At 34.6% G+C, this 16,719-nt stretch carries 18 protein-coding genes; 15 read left to right on the forward strand and 3 right to left on the reverse strand.

Annotated elements, in window-relative coordinates; genetic code table 11:
- Positions 1–2 precede the first annotated feature (2 nt).
- From ACCQ42_RS02505 to ACCQ42_RS02545, 9 genes are all read left to right on the forward strand, one after another.
- A complete protein-coding gene (locus ACCQ42_RS02505) occupies positions 3–821 on the forward strand; it encodes a diacylglycerol kinase (RefSeq protein WP_106461507.1) in 819 nt (272 codons plus the stop codon).
- A complete protein-coding gene (gene cdd, locus ACCQ42_RS02510; RefSeq protein WP_106461508.1) occupies positions 818–1,213 on the forward strand; it encodes a cytidine deaminase in 396 nt (131 codons plus the stop codon). Before ACCQ42_RS02505 ends, cdd begins: the two co-directional genes overlap by 4 nt.
- On the forward strand, positions 1,210–2,091 hold the full coding sequence (gene era, locus ACCQ42_RS02515) for a GTPase Era (protein WP_410035267.1): 882 nt from the start codon (positions 1,210–1,212) through the stop codon (positions 2,089–2,091). The genes cdd and era overlap by 4 nt, the downstream gene beginning before the upstream one ends.
- Positions 2,078–2,854: a DNA repair protein RecO gene (recO, locus tag ACCQ42_RS02520; RefSeq protein ID WP_265237816.1), complete on the forward strand. Its 777-nt coding sequence runs from the start codon at positions 2,078–2,080 to the stop codon at positions 2,852–2,854. The genes era and recO overlap by 14 nt, the downstream gene beginning before the upstream one ends.
- Entirely contained in the window at positions 2,844–3,725 is an 882-nt protein-coding gene (glyQ, locus tag ACCQ42_RS02525; RefSeq protein ID WP_106461511.1) for a glycine--tRNA ligase subunit alpha, read from the forward strand. Before recO ends, glyQ begins: the two co-directional genes overlap by 11 nt.
- Positions 3,718–5,781, forward strand: coding sequence for a glycine--tRNA ligase subunit beta (gene glyS, locus ACCQ42_RS02530; protein ID WP_410035268.1), 2,064 nt, complete (start codon positions 3,718–3,720; stop codon positions 5,779–5,781). The genes glyQ and glyS overlap by 8 nt, the downstream gene beginning before the upstream one ends.
- Before the next feature lie 9 nt (positions 5,782–5,790).
- On the forward strand, positions 5,791–6,627 hold the full coding sequence (locus ACCQ42_RS02535) for a pyruvate, water dikinase regulatory protein (RefSeq protein WP_106461516.1): 837 nt from the start codon (positions 5,791–5,793) through the stop codon (positions 6,625–6,627).
- Positions 6,628–6,637: 10 nt separating this feature from the next.
- Positions 6,638–8,170, forward strand: coding sequence for a glutamine-hydrolyzing GMP synthase (guaA, locus tag ACCQ42_RS02540; RefSeq protein ID WP_410035269.1), 1,533 nt, complete (start codon positions 6,638–6,640; stop codon positions 8,168–8,170).
- A 210-nt stretch (positions 8,171–8,380) separates the two neighbouring features.
- The gene (locus ACCQ42_RS02545) at positions 8,381–8,632 is read left to right on the forward strand and encodes a mobilization protein (RefSeq protein WP_072071454.1); all 252 of its coding nucleotides are present in this window, start codon (positions 8,381–8,383) and stop codon (positions 8,630–8,632) included.
- Positions 8,633–8,960: 328 nt separating this feature from the next.
- Here ACCQ42_RS02545 and ACCQ42_RS02550 read toward each other — a convergent pair whose 3' ends face one another.
- Positions 8,961–9,386, reverse strand: coding sequence for a MarR family winged helix-turn-helix transcriptional regulator (locus ACCQ42_RS02550; RefSeq protein ID WP_410035270.1), 426 nt, complete (start codon positions 9,384–9,386; stop codon positions 8,961–8,963).
- A 26-nt stretch (positions 9,387–9,412) separates the two neighbouring features.
- Here ACCQ42_RS02550 and ACCQ42_RS02555 point away from each other — a divergent pair, with 26 nt between their 5' ends.
- Positions 9,413–9,745, forward strand: a complete 333-nt coding sequence (locus ACCQ42_RS02555; protein ID WP_176602623.1) for a hypothetical protein — start codon at positions 9,413–9,415, stop codon at positions 9,743–9,745.
- Between the two features lie 701 nt (positions 9,746–10,446).
- Here ACCQ42_RS02555 and ACCQ42_RS02565 read toward each other — a convergent pair.
- Positions 10,447–10,878: a helix-turn-helix domain-containing protein gene (locus tag ACCQ42_RS02565; RefSeq protein ID WP_002839745.1), complete on the reverse strand. Its 432-nt coding sequence runs from the start codon at positions 10,876–10,878 to the stop codon at positions 10,447–10,449.
- A gap of 261 nt (positions 10,879–11,139) precedes the next feature.
- Between ACCQ42_RS02565 and ACCQ42_RS02570 the strand changes: the two genes are divergently transcribed.
- The 5 genes from ACCQ42_RS02570 to ACCQ42_RS02590 all read left to right on the forward strand — a co-directional run bounded on the left by ACCQ42_RS02570 (position 11,140) and on the right by ACCQ42_RS02590 (position 15,105).
- On the forward strand, positions 11,140–11,334 hold the full coding sequence (locus ACCQ42_RS02570) for a hypothetical protein (protein ID WP_002839721.1): 195 nt from the start codon (positions 11,140–11,142) through the stop codon (positions 11,332–11,334).
- Positions 11,318–12,460 (forward strand): site-specific integrase, encoded by a 1,143-nt coding sequence (locus ACCQ42_RS02575; protein ID WP_463049208.1) that lies wholly within the window; start codon positions 11,318–11,320, stop codon positions 12,458–12,460. The genes ACCQ42_RS02570 and ACCQ42_RS02575 overlap by 17 nt, the downstream gene beginning before the upstream one ends.
- A complete protein-coding gene (locus tag ACCQ42_RS02580; protein WP_410035273.1) occupies positions 12,453–12,896 on the forward strand; it encodes a plasmid mobilization protein in 444 nt (147 codons plus the stop codon). Before ACCQ42_RS02575 ends, ACCQ42_RS02580 begins: the two co-directional genes overlap by 8 nt.
- Before the next feature lie 35 nt (positions 12,897–12,931).
- Positions 12,932–14,413 (forward strand): VapE domain-containing protein, encoded by a 1,482-nt coding sequence (locus ACCQ42_RS02585; protein WP_410035274.1) that lies wholly within the window; start codon positions 12,932–12,934, stop codon positions 14,411–14,413.
- 335 nt (positions 14,414–14,748) lie between these two features.
- Positions 14,749–15,105 carry a plasmid mobilization protein gene (locus ACCQ42_RS02590; RefSeq protein WP_410035275.1) on the forward strand — a complete coding sequence of 119 codons (357 nt, stop codon included), beginning with the start codon at positions 14,749–14,751 and terminating at the stop codon, positions 15,103–15,105.
- 216 nt (positions 15,106–15,321) lie between these two features.
- Here ACCQ42_RS02590 and ACCQ42_RS02595 read toward each other — a convergent pair whose 3' ends face one another.
- Positions 15,322–16,710, reverse strand: a complete 1,389-nt coding sequence (locus tag ACCQ42_RS02595) for an ABC transporter ATP-binding protein (RefSeq protein ID WP_265237795.1) — start codon at positions 16,708–16,710, stop codon at positions 15,322–15,324.
- Positions 16,711–16,719: the final 9 nt, after the last annotated feature.

Consider the following 16,719-nt stretch of genomic DNA (forward strand, 5'->3'; position numbering starts at 1 on the left):
TAATGGATAATAATTACGACAAACTCAAAGAAAATTTAAAAAAGGAAATCTTAGAAGAGCTTAGGGAAGATGAGCCAGAAGTAGCAGGCGAGGACTATGAGCCACTAAAACTTAGCCATGGGCAGAAATTCCTAAAAGGTTTTGACTATGCCTACGAGGGCCTAGTCTATGCCATAAACCACGAAAAGAACATGAAATTTCACATCTTAGCCAGCATTTTGGTCTTGGTGGGCTCTTTATTTTTCAGCCTATCAAGGGTTGAAATGATGTTTTTAGTTTTTGCTGTGGTCTTTGTCATTGCCCTAGAGCTTTTAAATACTGCCCTTGAAGAGGCGGTAGACCTAGCAAGCGGGGGCAAGTATTCTAAGCTTGCCAAGGCGGCCAAGGATGTATCTGCTGCAGCTACCTTTGTTGCAGCCATCAACGCCCTTTTTGTGGCATATCTGATATTTTTTGATAAGTTTTTAACTTTCTACGATTCAGTAATCCTAAGGATTGCCAGACGTCCTTCCCACCTTGCCCTAATTACCATTTCATTAGTAATTATTTTGACGGTATTTTTGAAGGGAGTCTTCTATGAAGGCCACGGAACGGCCATGAAGGGCGGTTTTGTGTCAGGCCACACATCAGTAGCATTTGCCCTGGCAACCATGGGAGTTTTTCTAATTGATGAGCCCCTTGTAAGGTTGATCCTAGGCGGCATGGCCCTAATAGTTGCAGAAAGCCGCTATGAGGCAGACATCCATTCGACAAAAGAGATAATAAGAGGAGCCATCCTTGGTATATCCATGGCCATGGCTATATTTGGGATATTTTCATGACAGAGATAAAAGATTTAATAAAAAGAACCATAGCCCTTAAAGAAAAGGCCTACACCCCCTATTCACACTTTAGGGTGGCAGCCGCAGTCAAGATGAAATCCGGCAAGATCTATGAGGGCATAAATATAGAAAATGCAGCCTATTCGCCAACCCTTTGCGCAGAAAGGTCAGCCCTAGCAGGGGCCATCAGTGCTGGCGAGAGGGAAATTGATACTATAATTATAAATGGCGATAGCGAATATACATATCCTTGCGGGGTATGCAGGCAATTTATAAGAGAATTTGCTGATAAGGACACAAAGATAATAATTGCAAAGGATGAGAACTCATATAAGACCTATACAATCGATGAGCTCTTGCCATATAGCTTCAGCAAGGAGGATTTAGAATGAAATCAGGCTTTGTATCGGTGGTAGGCAGGGCCAATGTGGGCAAGTCTACCCTTATGGAAAAGATTTTGAGGGAGAAAATCTCAATCATTTCCAACAAGCCCCAAACCACCAGAGATAAGATTAATATAATATACAACGACGATGATTCACAGATAATTTTTATAGACACACCAGGCATTCAAAAGCCAAGAAATATCCTCCAGGAAAGGCTACTTAGCTTTTCTAAGGAAAGTCTAAACGAGTCAGACCTGGTGACCTTTGTCGTAGATGATTCAAAAGAAATTGGCAGTCTTGATAGGATGATAATTGATGAGCTTAAAAATGTGAGAGTTCCAATAATTTTACTGATAAATAAGATTGACCTAGTCACAGAAGATGAGCTTTTTGACCTAGAAGACCTCTACGATGAGGAGGGGATTTTTGATGCAATATTAGGGATCTCAGCCCTTGATGATAAAAACATTGACAAGTATATCTCCCTAGTCAAAAGCTACCTAAGGGAAGGCCCAGCCTACTACGATAGGGAAATGATCACAGATAAGACCGAAAGATTTGTAGTAGGCGAGATAATCAGGGAAAAGGCCCTAAGGCTTCTATCAGAAGAAGTCCCACACGGGGTAGCTGTAAGAATTGATGATTTCAAAGAAAGAGAAGATAAGGATCTAATTGACATCAGGGCTTCAATCATAATTGAGAAAAATTCCCACAAGCAGATAGTAATTGGCAAAAATGGCCAAATGATTAAACAAATCGGCATGGATGCAAGAAAAGAAATTGAAAGCTTTTTGGCAAGCAAGGTCAATCTCCAGCTTTGGGTCAAGGTTGAAAAGGACTGGAGAAAGAAAGAAAAGTTGGTAGACCGCTTTGGCTACAAGTGATTTGAAGGATATAGAAGGCATCGTCCTAAGGGAGTTTAAATACAAGGAGGCCTCTAAAATTATCGAACTCTTCACCAAGGACTTGGGCAGGATTTCAATCAATTGCCAATCAGTCCTTAAGAAAAACTCCAAAAACCTAGGTCTTACAAATCGCTTCATCCTAGCCCACTACGACCTTTACAAGAGCAAAAAAGATTTTTACGGCCTAAGGGAGGGCGTAATTGTAGAAGCCTTCCCCAAGTCAAGCAAAAATTTTGACATAATCTTATACAAATCAGCCATAGCCGACCTGCTTTTAAGGACAATCGACGCTATCCAGATAGAAACAGTTTACAAACTTCTATTAAATAGCTTTATGGCCTTTGAAGAGGCTGATACTAATTTTATAAATATATTCTTGGCCTTTTACCTCAAATACACATCCTTTTCAGGTTTTAAGCCAAACTTTAAAACTTGTGGTATTTGCGGTAAAGATATAAGAGGCCACGGCCTTTATTTTTCACCGAGAGAGTCCTCACTTATATGTGAGACTTGCAAAAACAAGGCAAAAGACAGCGTATATTTGACTCTTGAAGAATACAAATATTTTAATAAACTCCTTTACACAGAGTCAAAAGAATTAAAAAATATAAAATTAGTGGAAAATTACGAAAAAATCGGCAAAATAATAATAGACTACACTCTTAAGAACCTAGATCTAGGATATTTTCCATCCGTCAAATGGGTTCTTAAGACACTCGAAAGGAATATAAATGTACTTTGAAGATTTAATTTTAAAACTAGAGGAGTATTGGAAAGAGCAAGGCTGCTCAGTAATGATTCCATATGACATAGAAAAGGGTGCAGGTACCATGAACCCTCACACCTTTCTTAGAGCTCTAGGACCAGAACCATGGAAGGTATGCTATGTAGAGCCTTCTAGAAGACCTGCAGACGGTAGGTACGGCCAAAACCCAAACAGACTTTACCAACACCACCAAATGCAAATATTACTTAAACCAACCCCAGCCAATATTCAAGACTTATACCTAAATTGTCTAGAAGCCATTGGAATAGATCCAAAGGCCCACGACATAAGATTTGTAGAAGATAACTGGGAATCTCCAACCCTCGGTGCTTGGGGCCTAGGTTGGGAAGTATGGCTAGATGGGATGGAAATCACCCAATTTACCTATTTCCAACAAGTAGGCGGCATCAACTGTACCCTAGAAAGTGGAGAAATAACTATAGGACTTGAAAGAATCTGCATGTACCTTCAAGATGTGGACAATGTCTATGACATCAAATGGTCAGAAAACTTGACCTATGGAGACATCTTCAAGACACCAGAATATGAAAACTCCAAATATTCATTCGAAGATGCAGATAACGAAACCCTAGAGACTTTATTTAATATCTACGAAAAAGAAGCAGGAAGACTCATAGAAGCAGGCCTTGTATATCCAGCCTATGACAATGTATTAAAATCAAGTCACACCTTCAACACACTTGATGCCAAGGGTGCTCTATCTGTTTCAGAAAGAAATCACTATATCAAAAGAGTAAGGGATATTTCAAGCCTAGTAGCAGAAAAATATATAGAAAAAAGAGAAGAAGAAGGCTTCCCACTCTTAAGAAAGGAAAAAGATGCATAATTACCTATTAGAAATTGGTGTAGAAGAAATACCTTCAGCTTATGTCAAAAATACCAAGACCCAGCTAAGGGATAAATTTACAAGGCTTTTAGAAGAAAATAAATTCTCATACGAGGCCATTGAAATAGAATCCACACCAAGAAGATTTATGATCAAACTCGTAAATGTAGAAGAAAGCCAAAAAGAAGAAATTAAATCTGTAAGAGGACCAAGTGTAAAGATAGCCTATGATGAAAATGGAGTTGCAAGCAAGGCTCTAGAAGGATTCTTAAGAGGACAAGGGGCAAGCCTTGATGATGTGATTATAAGAGAAGTAAAGGGCGAAGACTATATCTTTGTAGAAAAGAAAGAAGAAGGCAAAAGCCTAGAAGAAGTTCTAAAAGAAGAAGTATTTGAACTAGTCAAATCCATATCCTTCCCTAGATCAATGAGATGGGGCGGCAAGTCCATCAGATGGGCAAGACCAATCAGATGGTTTGTTTCTCTATTAGATGATAAAGTTTTATCTTTCGATGCAGATGGCATAGAAGTAGGAAATATCACCAAAGGCCACAGGTCCCTAGGCTCTGACCACATAGAAATAGAATCAATCGATACTTATGAAAAACAACTAAAGGATAATTTCGTAATTCTAAGGGGTAAGGACAGACAAGACATCATCCAAAGAGGCCTTAATTCCCTAGCAGGCCAAGTAGGCGGCACCTACATGAAAGATGAAGACCTCCTAGATGAGGTGGTAAATATTGTCGAATATCCAACAGTCCTTGTAGGCGATATAGACCAAACCTACCTAAGCCTACCAAAAGAAGTAATTACCACACCAATGAAGGACCATCAAAGATATTTCCCAATCTTAGATGACAAAAACAAGCTCCTTCCATACTTTCTCCTAGTAAGAAATGGTGATGACTACATGAGTGAAAATGTAATAGAAGGAAATAAAAAAGTCCTAGTAGCAAGGCTAGAAGATGCAAAATTCTTCTACGATATAGACGCATCAAAGCCACTAGAATCTTATTTGCCAGAGCTAGATAAGTTAGTATTTTTCGAAGGTCTTGGCACCATGGCCCAAAAAACTCAAAGACTAGTAGATTTAGCAGAAAGATACCAAAAAGAACTAGACCTAGGCAATGACATCATAGAAGATGCCAAAAGAGCAGCCAAGCTTTCAAAGGCAGACCTAGTCACAAAAATGGTAGTAGAATTTACCGAGCTTCAAGGAACCATGGGCGCAATCTATGCCCAAAACTCTGGCGAAAACCAAAGGGTAGCAGAAGCAATCAAAGAGCAATATCTGCCAAAGGGAGCAAGCTCAGACCTACCAAAATCAGTAATAGGTATCCTCCTATCAATAGCAGATAAGATGGATTCTATTGTAGGCCTTTACGCTATAGAAAAATATGTCACAGGATCAAAAGACCCATTCGGCCTAAGAAGGGCAGCCCTTGGAATAATAAATATAATACTTGCAAATGGTATAGACGTAGACCTAAGAAAGCTAATCTCAGAAGCCCTCCTAGTCTACACAGAGGTAAATGCCCTAGCCTTTGACTATGACACAACTCTAGACAAAACCCTCGCCTTCATCAAAGACAGGCTCAAAAACAAACTTTTAGATGATGGTTATAGGTATGATATAGTAAATGCTGTAGTAGATACAAATAATACCAACATTCTAAGAATGAGTGAAAAGGTAAAGGCAGTTACAGCCTTCATAGATGAAAATGAAGACGGCCTATCCTACCTAATCAGGATAAATAACCTAGCCAAAGACACAGGAGCTGACCTAGTAAAGGCAGACCTACTACAAACAGACCTAGAAAGAAGTTTCTATGAAACCATATCAAATATCGATGAGATAGCCCTAGTAAATGCTGCTGACTACAAAAAAGAGCTAGAAAATATTCAAGCCACAGCCTTAGTCGGTAATGAATACCTAGACAAGACCATGATAAATGATGAAAACGAAGAAATCAAAAACAACAGATTAGCTATGCTAAATCAAGTACAAAAGAGGATAGCTAGGATATTTGATATATCACAAATAGTAAGATAGGAGGATTTGATGGACGATGTTTTAACGATTGTGATAATAAGTGACTCCACCGGGGAAACAGCAATAAACTACATGAAATCAGTAACAAGTCAATTCCCAGACCTAAAAACAAGCATGAGAAGATTCTCAGACATAGTAGATACAGATGAAATAGACGAGATTCTAGCCGACCTTCCATCCTATTCCATAATAGTCCAAACCCTAGCCAACAAAGAATTAACCCAGTATCTTAGATCAAGGGCCAAAGATCTAGATATAACAGTCTTAGACATCCTATCATATGGAATCGATAAGTTTGAACAATTTACCGGCCATAAGGCAATTAGACAAAGAGGCCTCACCAGGACCCTATCAAGAAACTACTTCGAAATGATAGAAGCCATAGAATTTGCCATCCAATACGACGATGGCAAAGACTTCAGGGGCTTTCTAAAATCAGACATAGTCCTAGTAGGAGTATCACGCACATCTAAGACACCTACAACCATGATCCTAGCCACAAAAAATTTCAAAGTCTCAAACCTACCACTAGTGCCTGAGGCCAAACTTCCACAGGAGCTCTTTGAAGTCGACCCAAGAAGGATAATAGGCCTAATCATAAATCCAGACAAGCTCTCAGACATCAGAGAAACAAGGAGCAAGTCCCTAGGCATAGTTGGTGAAAGCAAATACTTTGACAAGGGAAGAATCGAAAGAGAGCTAGAATACGCCAAAGAAATATTTTCTGACCTAGACTGCAAAGTCATAGATGTAACAGAAAACACAGTCGAACAAACAGCCACAGAAATTGTCCAATATTACTACGAGAACTTCCCAGAAGAAAAGGAAGTACGAAACTTAAATTAAAGGGGAAACAATGAAGAAAGAAAAAATCCTAGTCTTAAACTTCGGCGGCCAATACGACCAGCTCATAGTAAGAAGAGTAAGAGAAATGGGAGTCTATGCAGAACTTCATGAGTGCGACACCAATCTCAGCGAAATCAACCTAGACAACCTAGCTGGTATCATCCTAACAGGCGGCCCACAATCAGTAAACGATAGCGAAAGCCCAAAAGCCGACAGCAAAATCTTTGACCTAGGCGTGCCAGTATTAGGCATCTGCTACGGCCACCAATACATAAATTATGTAAACGGCGGCACAATCGAAACACCAAACTTAGCCGAATATGGCAAAACCGACCTAAAAGTAGATAAGGAAAGCTGCCTATTCAAAGACATTCCAGAAGAATCCATAATCTGGATGAACCACAAAGATAGGGTAAAAGACCTAGCAGAAGGCTTTAGAGCAACAGCATCCACAGCCAACACAGACGTGGCAGCCATGGAAAATACCGAAAAAGCCCTCTACTCAGTCCAATTCCACCCAGAAGTAGTCCACTCAGAATACGGCCAAAAAATCCTAGAAAACTTCGTCCTAGGAATATGTAAGGCCGAAAAAACATGGAAAATGAAAGACTTCGCCAAAGAAATCATAGCAGAAATCAAAGAAAAATACCAAGGCGAGAAAATGATCTGCGGTCTATCAGGCGGAGTAGATAGCTCTGTAGCAGCAACCATAGTCTCAAAAGCCATAGGAGATAATCTCCAATGTATCTTCGTAGACCACGGTCTACTAAGAAAAGACGAAGCAAAATCAGTCATGGAAACCTACAAAGGCCTAGGCCTAAATGTAAAAATGGTAGACAAATCCAAAGAATTCCTAGACCTATTAAAAGGCGAATCTGACCCAGAAACAAAAAGAAAAATCATAGGCAACCACTTCGTAGAAGTATTCGAAGAAGAAGCCAAAAAAATCGGCGGAGCCAACTACCTAGTCCAAGGCACAATCTACCCAGACGTAATAGAATCCGGCAAAGACAAAGCAAGTGTAATAAAAAGCCACCACAACGTAGGCGGCCTGCCAGAAGACATGGACTTCAAAGGCCTAGTAGAACCACTAAGACTCCTTTTCAAAGATGAAGTAAGAGCCCTAGGCGAAGAAATAGGCGTCCCACACGACATGGTCTGGAGACAACCATTCCCAGGACCAGGTCTTGCCATAAGAGTAATAGGAGACATCACAGAAGACAAACTAAGAATAGTAAGAGAAACCGACGCCATCCTAAGAGAAGAAGTCAAAAACTTCGGCCTAAACGAAAAAATCTGGCAATACTTCACCGTATGGACCCCAATCAAAACAGTAGGAGTAAAAGGAGATGCCAGAAGCTACGACAACGTCATAGCAGTAAGAGCAGTCACAAGTACAGACGCAATGACAGTAGAAGCAGCAAACCTCCCATACGAACTAATGCAAAAATTATCAAACAGAATGATAAACGAAGTAGAAGGAGTAGGCAGAATAGTCTACGACATAACCAGCAAACCACCAGGAACAATCGAATGGGAATAATCGCAAAATTTTCTAAAATGGCTTGATTACAAGCTATATAGAGAATAAAAAATGGCTACTGGTACTCAAATGGTACTGGAAGCTAAAAAGAATAAACTAAATAATAGTTCCAAGTGGTTTACATTTGGACAAAAAATTAGATCATAACTTAAGTGTTATGGTCTTTTTTATTTGATAGGTTGTACAATTAAAAGCGACATCTAGTATAAAATAAATTTAAAAAATCAACTAAAAATATACTCAACATATGAAGAAAAAGAAATTTATATTATAGACCTAGAACAATTTAGAGATTTACAATGGTCACTTTCAAATGCAACAAATAATATAAACCAGACCGTAAAAGCAACTAATACAACGGGAGTCATTTATAAGAAAGATATAGATTATATGAGAGAAAAAATAGAGAAAATATCCAAGGAGTTGTGGGATGTGCATTCACTATTATTAAGGAGGGAATGAAAAAATGTAGAAATTATGATAATATTTAAACTTCTAGTTCAATAATTAAAGTTTTATAATACTACGATATGCTCTATTTCTATAGGAGTGTATAGATATTTAAAAGCAAAAAATGTATCAACCTTTACCCTTATGTCAGGATTTAGGTTGATACACAAAATTATTTACAGCCCCAGTTAAATATAGACAATCAAGATTAACTAGTAATTATCATTTAATCTTAAATTAGTGCGTTCGATTTTAAATTGTACAAATAAGTGTTGACAATCCAAGGTGTAAAAGTTCGAGGCAAGTTGACCCGATGTGTAGAGGGGCAATAAATTGAAAGTTATTTATTATCAATCTCAAAATTTTTTTTTAGCATTTCCAGACTTTGATAAACGATTTCATATTGTTCATCTGTCCATTCTGATGTCAACTTCTGATTAAATTCTTTTAATGCTCTACGTAAAGGTTCATATTTTAATCGTCCTCTTTCTGTAAGATGTATTTTTTTGTTTCTTTTATCTTTAGGGTCTGTTTCTCGTGTGATATATCCTTTTTGCTCTAATGATTTAACCATTCGAGCCGTACCAGCCTTATCTACTTTCACAAGCTTTGTTAATTCATCCTGAGTCAATCCATCCTGTTTTGTAAGTGCCATGTAATAAGGCTCTTCTCCGACACTTATGTCAAATGGAACAACTACATTTTTTAATTCTTGCTGAATACATCTCGATAAATAAGTTATAAGTTTTCCGATACTTTTCTCCACTTTATGCCTCTTTTCTTCTTAAAACTTTGTCCAATATCACATTCCAAAAAATACTCGAAAAATATCCTAATACAACATTAATAGGAAATGAGGAAAAATATATTTTCCAGAAATTCTCATCATATCCCTTCATTCTTAACAATCCGCTTACAGACATAATTGTAGTAAAATATATCGCTGGAATTATTGATGAAAGAACTAAAAAAACAATATATGATTTTCCAGTATATAGTTTCTCTGTTACTTTTGCACCTATAAGTCCAGCCGGAAAAATCAAAGATGCTATACTTGCAACTATAGATTGCAATAACATCATTAAAAGTATAGACGGAAAAACAATTTTTCCAGTATTCATCTGAGACATAATGCAACTCATTGTACTCCCCATCAATATAGGGAAAATATAACGTTTATATTTCATTACTCTTACATCACTTTTCATAATAAGTGAAGTATACCACAAATTAGTTGATGCGTCAACTAATTTGTTTTTAAGTTTATATCTCTTAAAATAATATTTTAGTGGTGAATTTCGTAGTAAATACTGTTTCTATAAATTTTTCCTTTCAAAGGGTAGCTGGCGGCAGCCAGTGCAGGGGAAGCGTAGTGTCCTCTTTTTGATTTGGAACAGACCATGACTGCGGAAAATCACAGCCCTCTGGCGAGGAGCCTTCGGAGAACACAATGCACCAACCTCTGGGTGGTGTATAATTACGCCCTTAGTAAACTAAGGGATTTCAGACTTCTCCCGTTACAGCTGTTTTTTCAATAGTTCCTGCGTGTCCTGCCTGTGAAAAATGAGTTTCAACAACAGCATGACATCATCATCATCTGTCAGGCGATCTGGTATGGATACAATAAATTGTGCTATTTATTGTATGCATACCAATTAAGCGAGAAAACCAGAATGGTTTTCGAGAGGAAAGTTGTAAAAAATGGCTACTGGTACTCAAATGGTACTGGGAGTAAAAAAAATAATTAAAATAATAGTTCCAAGTGGTTTACATTTGGACAAAAATTAGACCGTAGTTTCAAGCTACGGTCTTTTGAGTACATATTTTTATTTTAAAAATCTTGATTTTTTAGGGTAAGATAGCTTCCAATCTTCAAACTCTTCGTCTGTTATTTCATCATTGTAATGCTTTTTTCTCATCTCATTCCATTCTATAAGAAAATTATTGAAGTCTACATCATTTGATAAAAGCCCTGTGATTTCTCCATCGCCTGCCAACGGTCTAAACTTCATGTCTTTTTCATAATCAAATATTATATGCATTATTTCAAAAATAGAATTAGGTTCATGATTAATTAATGCTGATATGTCACAATCAAGTGCTTCAGATATTTTTTGTAATTGTTCTTTACTTGGAGATCTATTTCCAAGTTCATAATTTCTTATGGCAGCATCTGTCAAACCAGACTTAATTGCAAGTTCTTTTTGAGTTAAGTTTCTCATAAGTCTTAACTTTTTTAATTTTTCTCCAGAAATCAAACTAACTCCTCCTTATTTCACAATAACTATAAATATTTTATCACAAAACGAACAAAAGCTCAACAAAACTGTTCTGTTGTAAATATTTGTAAGTATCTGAATATTTTAGAAAAAAATAAATAGAAAAAACTTGACAGAACAAATATGAACTGTTATTATATATACATACCGTTCAATATTGAACGGAAATTGTAAGACATATAAATTAATGCTCGCCCTTTTGAGGATGTAGAACCTTACAAACTATAAAAGGAGGACATTATGAAAGGTATTTTTATGAATGCAAAAGATGTACAAGAATTTCTTGATGTAAGTAGGACAACAGCATATCAGATAATAAACGATATGAATCAAGATCTACTTAAATTAGGTTATCGTGTGCAAAGAGGAAAGGTAAATAGAGAATACTTTATGGAAAAGTATTGCTATAAACCAACAAATGCAAAGGAGGTTTAAAGTGCCAGCATTTAGAGATGAAAGCGGGAACAAGGCTTGGTTTAGTAAATTTAATTACACCAACTGGAAAGGAGAAAAATTAACTAAGAAAAAACGTGGATTTTTAACAAAAAAAGAAGCTTTAAAATGGGAACAAGAATTCTTAAATCAACATTCTGAATCAATTGAGATGAGCTTTAGGGAGTTTTTTGAACTTTATAAGAGGGATAGAAAACCAAGAATAAGAGAAAATACTTGGAGGACAAAAGAAGCAATTGTAAATCAAAAAATACTTCCATATATTGGTGATTTAATGCTTAATGAGATTAATAACGTAACCATCATTCAATGGCAAAATGAGCTTATGAAGATTAAGGATAAGAATGGAAAAAACTACTCTCCTACTTATTTGAGAACTATTCATGCCCAGTTATCTAGTATCTTAAATCATGCCTGTAGGTATTACAATTTAAAAACTAATGTTGCTCGTGATGTTGGTTCTATGGGAGAAAAAGAAGCTGATGAAATGCTATTTTGGACTCAAGATGAATATGAAAGATTTATAGAAGCTATAAAAGATAAACCCGAATCATTCTATGCTTTTGAACTTTTATATTGGTGTGGTCTTAGAATGGGAGAATTATTAGCCTTAACAAAAGAGAAATTTGATTTTGAAAGGCATACATTAAAAATTGATGAATCTTTACAAAGGATTGATGGGAAAAATGTAATAACTGCTCCTAAGACTAAAAAAAGTATAAGGAAAATAGTTATGCCTGAATTTCTAACTGAAGAGATTAAAGAGTATATAGATAGTTTTTATAAGTTAAAACCAAAAGACTTAATATTTAATTTCTCCAAGAGTTACCTACACCATGAAATGGATAGGGGATCTAAGAAATCTCAAGTAAAAAGAATTAGAATACATGATTTAAGGCATTCTCACGTTTCTCTCTTAATTGAACTTGGATTTTCTGCAACTGCAATAGCTGATAGGGTTGGACATGAATCGATTGATATAACCTATAGATACGCTCATCTCTTCCCTAGTAAGCAAAAAGAAATGGCTTTGTCTTTAACACAAGTAAGAAATAATAAGGCAAATGAATGGAAAGATTTATTAGAAGAGGACGTGAAAGATGTTTAGAAGACATTCATTAGATGAAATTTCTAAAAAAACGAGAAATAAAGACAAAAATAGAAAAAGAAATCGAATTTTAAATTTCAGAGTCTCTGAAGAAGAATATGATCTAATAAACAAAAAGATTGAAATCAGTGGACTTAAAAAACAAGATTATTTTCTACAAATGCTATTAAATCACGAAGTTAAGTTAGCAAGTGATTATAGACTTTCTGATAATATAGCCAAGGAAATATTTCAACTAGCAAAAGTTATTAAAAAGTTTGGCAAACTCAATGACGATGAAGCTGATATTTTAATTTATATTTTGAAATATATGAAGAGATCAAAAAAGAAAAAAGCCCCTACTACAAAGAGTAAAGGCATGCACTCCTGTGAGAAGTGTTCTCTAGACAAGTTCATTTTACCACAGGAGTCTTATTTATACCAGACAGGAGGATAAAATGGAGAATAAATATAAAACAATAAAGAGATTAGATGGTTGTAAAAAGAAGAGGAGTAAGGCTTATGACAGATATTAAATTAAAATTCCCAGAAATAGATCAGACTTACGCCTTTTTAGACTTACAAACTACAGATAAGGGGACGGTTAGACAAATTACTGGGAATATTGTAACAGCTATTTTAAATCCCAAATATTGTCAAAATCAAAAAATAATTGAGGGACAAATATTCTTTGATAAATTTACCAATGAAATAAAATTCCAGGGGAAAATTATCGGAGAAAGAAATATAAAGGAAAATCAAATAAGACTTTGGGATGATTCTTTGAACAATAGATTAGGCTTAGAGATAGAAAAACATTTTGGAATTAATTATAACGCAAACAAAATGTGGGAAGCTATTCGTTTTGTAGCTCATCAATATGAAGTGAGTCCGCCAAAGCAATATCTTCAAAATTTAAAATGGAATGGAGATAAAAATGCCATTAGAAAACTTTTACCAAAGTATTTGGGAGCGGATGATACAGAGCTTAACAATTGGATAATGGAACATATGATATTGGGCATGATAAAAAGAATTTTTAATCCAGGAGCTAAGTTTGATGAGATGATTGTTTTAGTTGGTGGACAAGGTATAGGCAAATCGACTTTTGCAAGATACCTGTCCATAACAGACGATTGGTTTTGCACAATAGAAAACATTCAAGGCAAGGATGCCGTCATGAACCTTATGGGTAAAACTGTCGTTGAAATCGAAGAATTTGTTGCTTTAAGAAATGCAAAATCGGCTAATGAAGCTAAATCTTTTTTATCAAAATTAAGCGATAGGATAAGAATACCCTACGAAAAATATGCAACAGATGTGCCAAGAACTTGCATCTTTATAGGGACATTAAACGAAAGAACTTTTCTTAATGATCATACTGGAGAAAGAAGATATTTACCTGTTGAATGTAACTCGAATAAAAGAGCAAAGACTATATTTCCAGATAAAAATAATAAAGAAAAAATTTCAGATAAAGAATATATATCTCTTATAAGAGATGATTTTAACCAGGCTCTAGCCTTTGGATATGAAATCTTTAAAAACAAGACTCACGCATGGACTATACCAAAAAATCTTTTAAAAGACTTGTATAAGGAACAAGAAAAATTCAAATATCTAAACCCAGATGTGGAAGACATTAGATATTTCTTAGAAGAATATAAGCCAAAAAGTGCAGATCCAAATATAACTTGTTTCAAAGAACTAACCATGCAAGGCTATCAAATAAAATCAAAATCCTTTTCAGAAATTATGGATAATTATTTTCAAGAATGGATTCCAGTTAGGTCATCAAAGACCAAGAGAATATCACCAAGTGGAGTCTCAATTCCAGTAAAACTATATTATGAAAAGAAAACAGAAAACGAAACTGACTTTATAGAAGTTGACAAGAATCTATTGCCAGAAGAATGGAAAAAAGAAAATCAATTAGAAATAGATACTGCAAATCAAGTAAAGCTACAAATGTAACTTTGTAACCTGTAACCCATCGTTATAAATCTTCTTAAATTAGGATTACATAAATTAATGGCTTGATAATAAGGGGTTGACACAGACTCTTAAAACAAGCTCGCCTAATTTTGGAAGTTTTTATTTTATAAGTTACAGTTACACTTATTAATGTCTATTTGAAAAAATATTAAAAAATAGATTAAAAACTCGTTAGTAGTATCAAGCACAGTAAGTGAGTACCCACTTACGAAAAAATCAAAAAATCAATAGCCTTTAAGGCTATATAATTTTATGATTTTTTCTTGTTAGGGAGAACCCTAAGACCCCAAAAGCTAAGTGAAAAGGAGAAATATATGGATAATAGAAAAAGAAATAATCAACTAAAAATATATTTAACAGATGAAGAAAAAGAAATTTTTGAAAAGAAAATGAAACTTGCAAACTTCAAAACAATGTCCCATTTTCTTAGGAAATGTGTATTAGAAAAAGAAATTTATATTGTAGACCTAGAACCATTCAGAGATCTCCAATTGCTACTTTCAAATGCAACAAATAACATAAACCAGATTGCAAAAGCCGCTAATACAACTGGTGTTATTTACAAAAAAGATATTGACTATATGAGAGAAAAAATAGAAAAATTATCAAGAGAAATATGGCAGATCCATTCTCTACTTCTAAATAAATCAAAAGAAAGTTCTGGTGATTAGTATGGCAATTACAAAAATACATCCAATAAAATCAACTCTAAATTTTCATGAAAAATTGATAGTTTATCAAAGTTGTGTAAAATTAAGTAAAACTCCAATTCTAGAGGAATGGATAAACATTGATAAATAAAAAATGTATCAACCCTTACCTTTTTACCAGGATTTAGGTTGATACACAAAATTATTTACAGACCCTTAAGATTTTAATTATTGATTTTATGCCATTTTATATATTCCATCTGCTACATTATTTAAAAACTCATAATCATGCGAAACAACAATTACAACTTTATTGGATTTTTTCGCCAAATCTTTTATAGCTTCTGATACAATTATCATATTTTTGAAATCTAAACCACTTGTAGGCTCATCAAAGATTATGATTTCTTTATTTGAAAGTAGAGCTAAGGCAATTGTTAACCTTTGTTTTTGTCCTCCTGATAGCGACATTGGGTGCTTATCTTTATATTTATCTAATCCAAGCCTATTTAGAACTACATCTACCTGATTTAATCTATCCTCATGTAAATTTAATTCACATTCTTCTTTTACGCTTCGAGTGAATAATTGTGAATTAATGTCCTGTGTTACAAGGTATGTATTTTTTAACCTATCTTTATTATTTAAAAGTTTATTGTTAAAAAAAACACTTCCTGTATTTTTCTTCATAAGTCCTGAAATGCACTTTAACAGACTAGTTTTTCCTATACCATTTTTTCCTATTATTCCTAAAACTTCTCCTCTATTCAAAGAAATATTAATATCTTTAAATATGAGATTTCCATTTATTGTATACGATAAATCTTCACATAAATACTCATTATTTTTATTAAATTCTTTTTCAAGAACTTCCAACTTCGGAGTAGATAAAGTTCTGATTTTGAGATTATTTTCTTTTTTCGAGTTAAATGATTTTATCTCTTCTTGTGTGAAACAATCCTTAATTATGCCTTTATCTATATAATATGCTTTATCAATTATGTCTTTTAAATAATATAGTCGATGTTCTGCAACTATAATTGTCTTCCCTTCTTTTTTAAATATTTCAATATTATTTTTTATCGTTTCAATTGTATCCATATCAAGATTTGAAGATGGTTCGTCCAATACGACAATATCTGTGTTTAATGCAAAAATAGATGCAAAAGCTAAAATTTGTTTTTCCCCACTCGACAATGAGATGACATTTTTACCTAATAATCTATCTATATTTAAATTATTGATAGTTTTTTTAAAGCTTTTTTTTATTAACTCTGGATCAATTCCCATATTTTCAAGACCGAATACAATTTCTCCCTCAACATCAGAATTAAAAAATTGAGATTTTGGATTTTGAAATATTGAACCAACTTTTTCTGAAATTTTATATTGCGATATATTTCTAGTAGATTCTCCCTCTATTAAAACTTCTCCAACAAAGTCAGTTTCTTCTTCAAAATGTGGTATAATTCCATTTATTAATTTAGTCAATGACGTTTTGCCTGAACCACTTAGCCCCATAAGTAGTATACATTCGCCTTTTTCAACATTTAAGTTGATATCTTTTAATATTTTATATCCCGTTTTAGAGGTACAAGATACATCATTTATATTTACATAACCCATTCTAACTCA

It is taken from the genome of Anaerococcus kampingae, assembly GCF_046365475.1.
GTDB lineage: Bacteria > Bacillota > Clostridia > Tissierellales > Peptoniphilaceae > Anaerococcus > Anaerococcus kampingae.

What these genes read in the sequence shown, in the direction of transcription:
- cdd (WP_106461508.1), top strand. Translation starts at nt 818, where the DNA reads ATGACAGAGATAAAAGATTTAATAAAAAGAACCATAGCCCTTAAAGAA.
- ACCQ42_RS02595 (WP_265237795.1), bottom strand. Translation starts at nt 16,710, where the DNA reads ATGGGTTATGTAAATATAAATGATGTATCTTGTACCTCTAAAACGGGA.
- glyS (WP_410035268.1), top strand. Translation starts at nt 3,718, where the DNA reads ATGCATAATTACCTATTAGAAATTGGTGTAGAAGAAATACCTTCAGCT.
- glyQ (WP_106461511.1), top strand. Translation starts at nt 2,844, where the DNA reads ATGTACTTTGAAGATTTAATTTTAAAACTAGAGGAGTATTGGAAAGAG.
- ACCQ42_RS02575 (WP_463049208.1), top strand. Translation starts at nt 11,318, where the DNA reads ATGCAAAGGAGGTTTAAAGTGCCAGCATTTAGAGATGAAAGCGGGAAC.
- ACCQ42_RS02505 (WP_106461507.1), top strand. Translation starts at nt 3, where the DNA reads ATGGATAATAATTACGACAAACTCAAAGAAAATTTAAAAAAGGAAATC.
- ACCQ42_RS02585 (WP_410035274.1), top strand. Translation starts at nt 12,932, where the DNA reads ATGGTTGTAAAAAGAAGAGGAGTAAGGCTTATGACAGATATTAAATTA.
- ACCQ42_RS02590 (WP_410035275.1), top strand. Translation starts at nt 14,749, where the DNA reads ATGGATAATAGAAAAAGAAATAATCAACTAAAAATATATTTAACAGAT.
- ACCQ42_RS02580 (WP_410035273.1), top strand. Translation starts at nt 12,453, where the DNA reads ATGTTTAGAAGACATTCATTAGATGAAATTTCTAAAAAAACGAGAAAT.
- era (WP_410035267.1), top strand. Translation starts at nt 1,210, where the DNA reads ATGAAATCAGGCTTTGTATCGGTGGTAGGCAGGGCCAATGTGGGCAAG.
- ACCQ42_RS02570 (WP_002839721.1), top strand. Translation starts at nt 11,140, where the DNA reads ATGAAAGGTATTTTTATGAATGCAAAAGATGTACAAGAATTTCTTGAT.
- guaA (WP_410035269.1), top strand. Translation starts at nt 6,638, where the DNA reads ATGAAGAAAGAAAAAATCCTAGTCTTAAACTTCGGCGGCCAATACGAC.
- ACCQ42_RS02535 (WP_106461516.1), top strand. Translation starts at nt 5,791, where the DNA reads ATGGACGATGTTTTAACGATTGTGATAATAAGTGACTCCACCGGGGAA.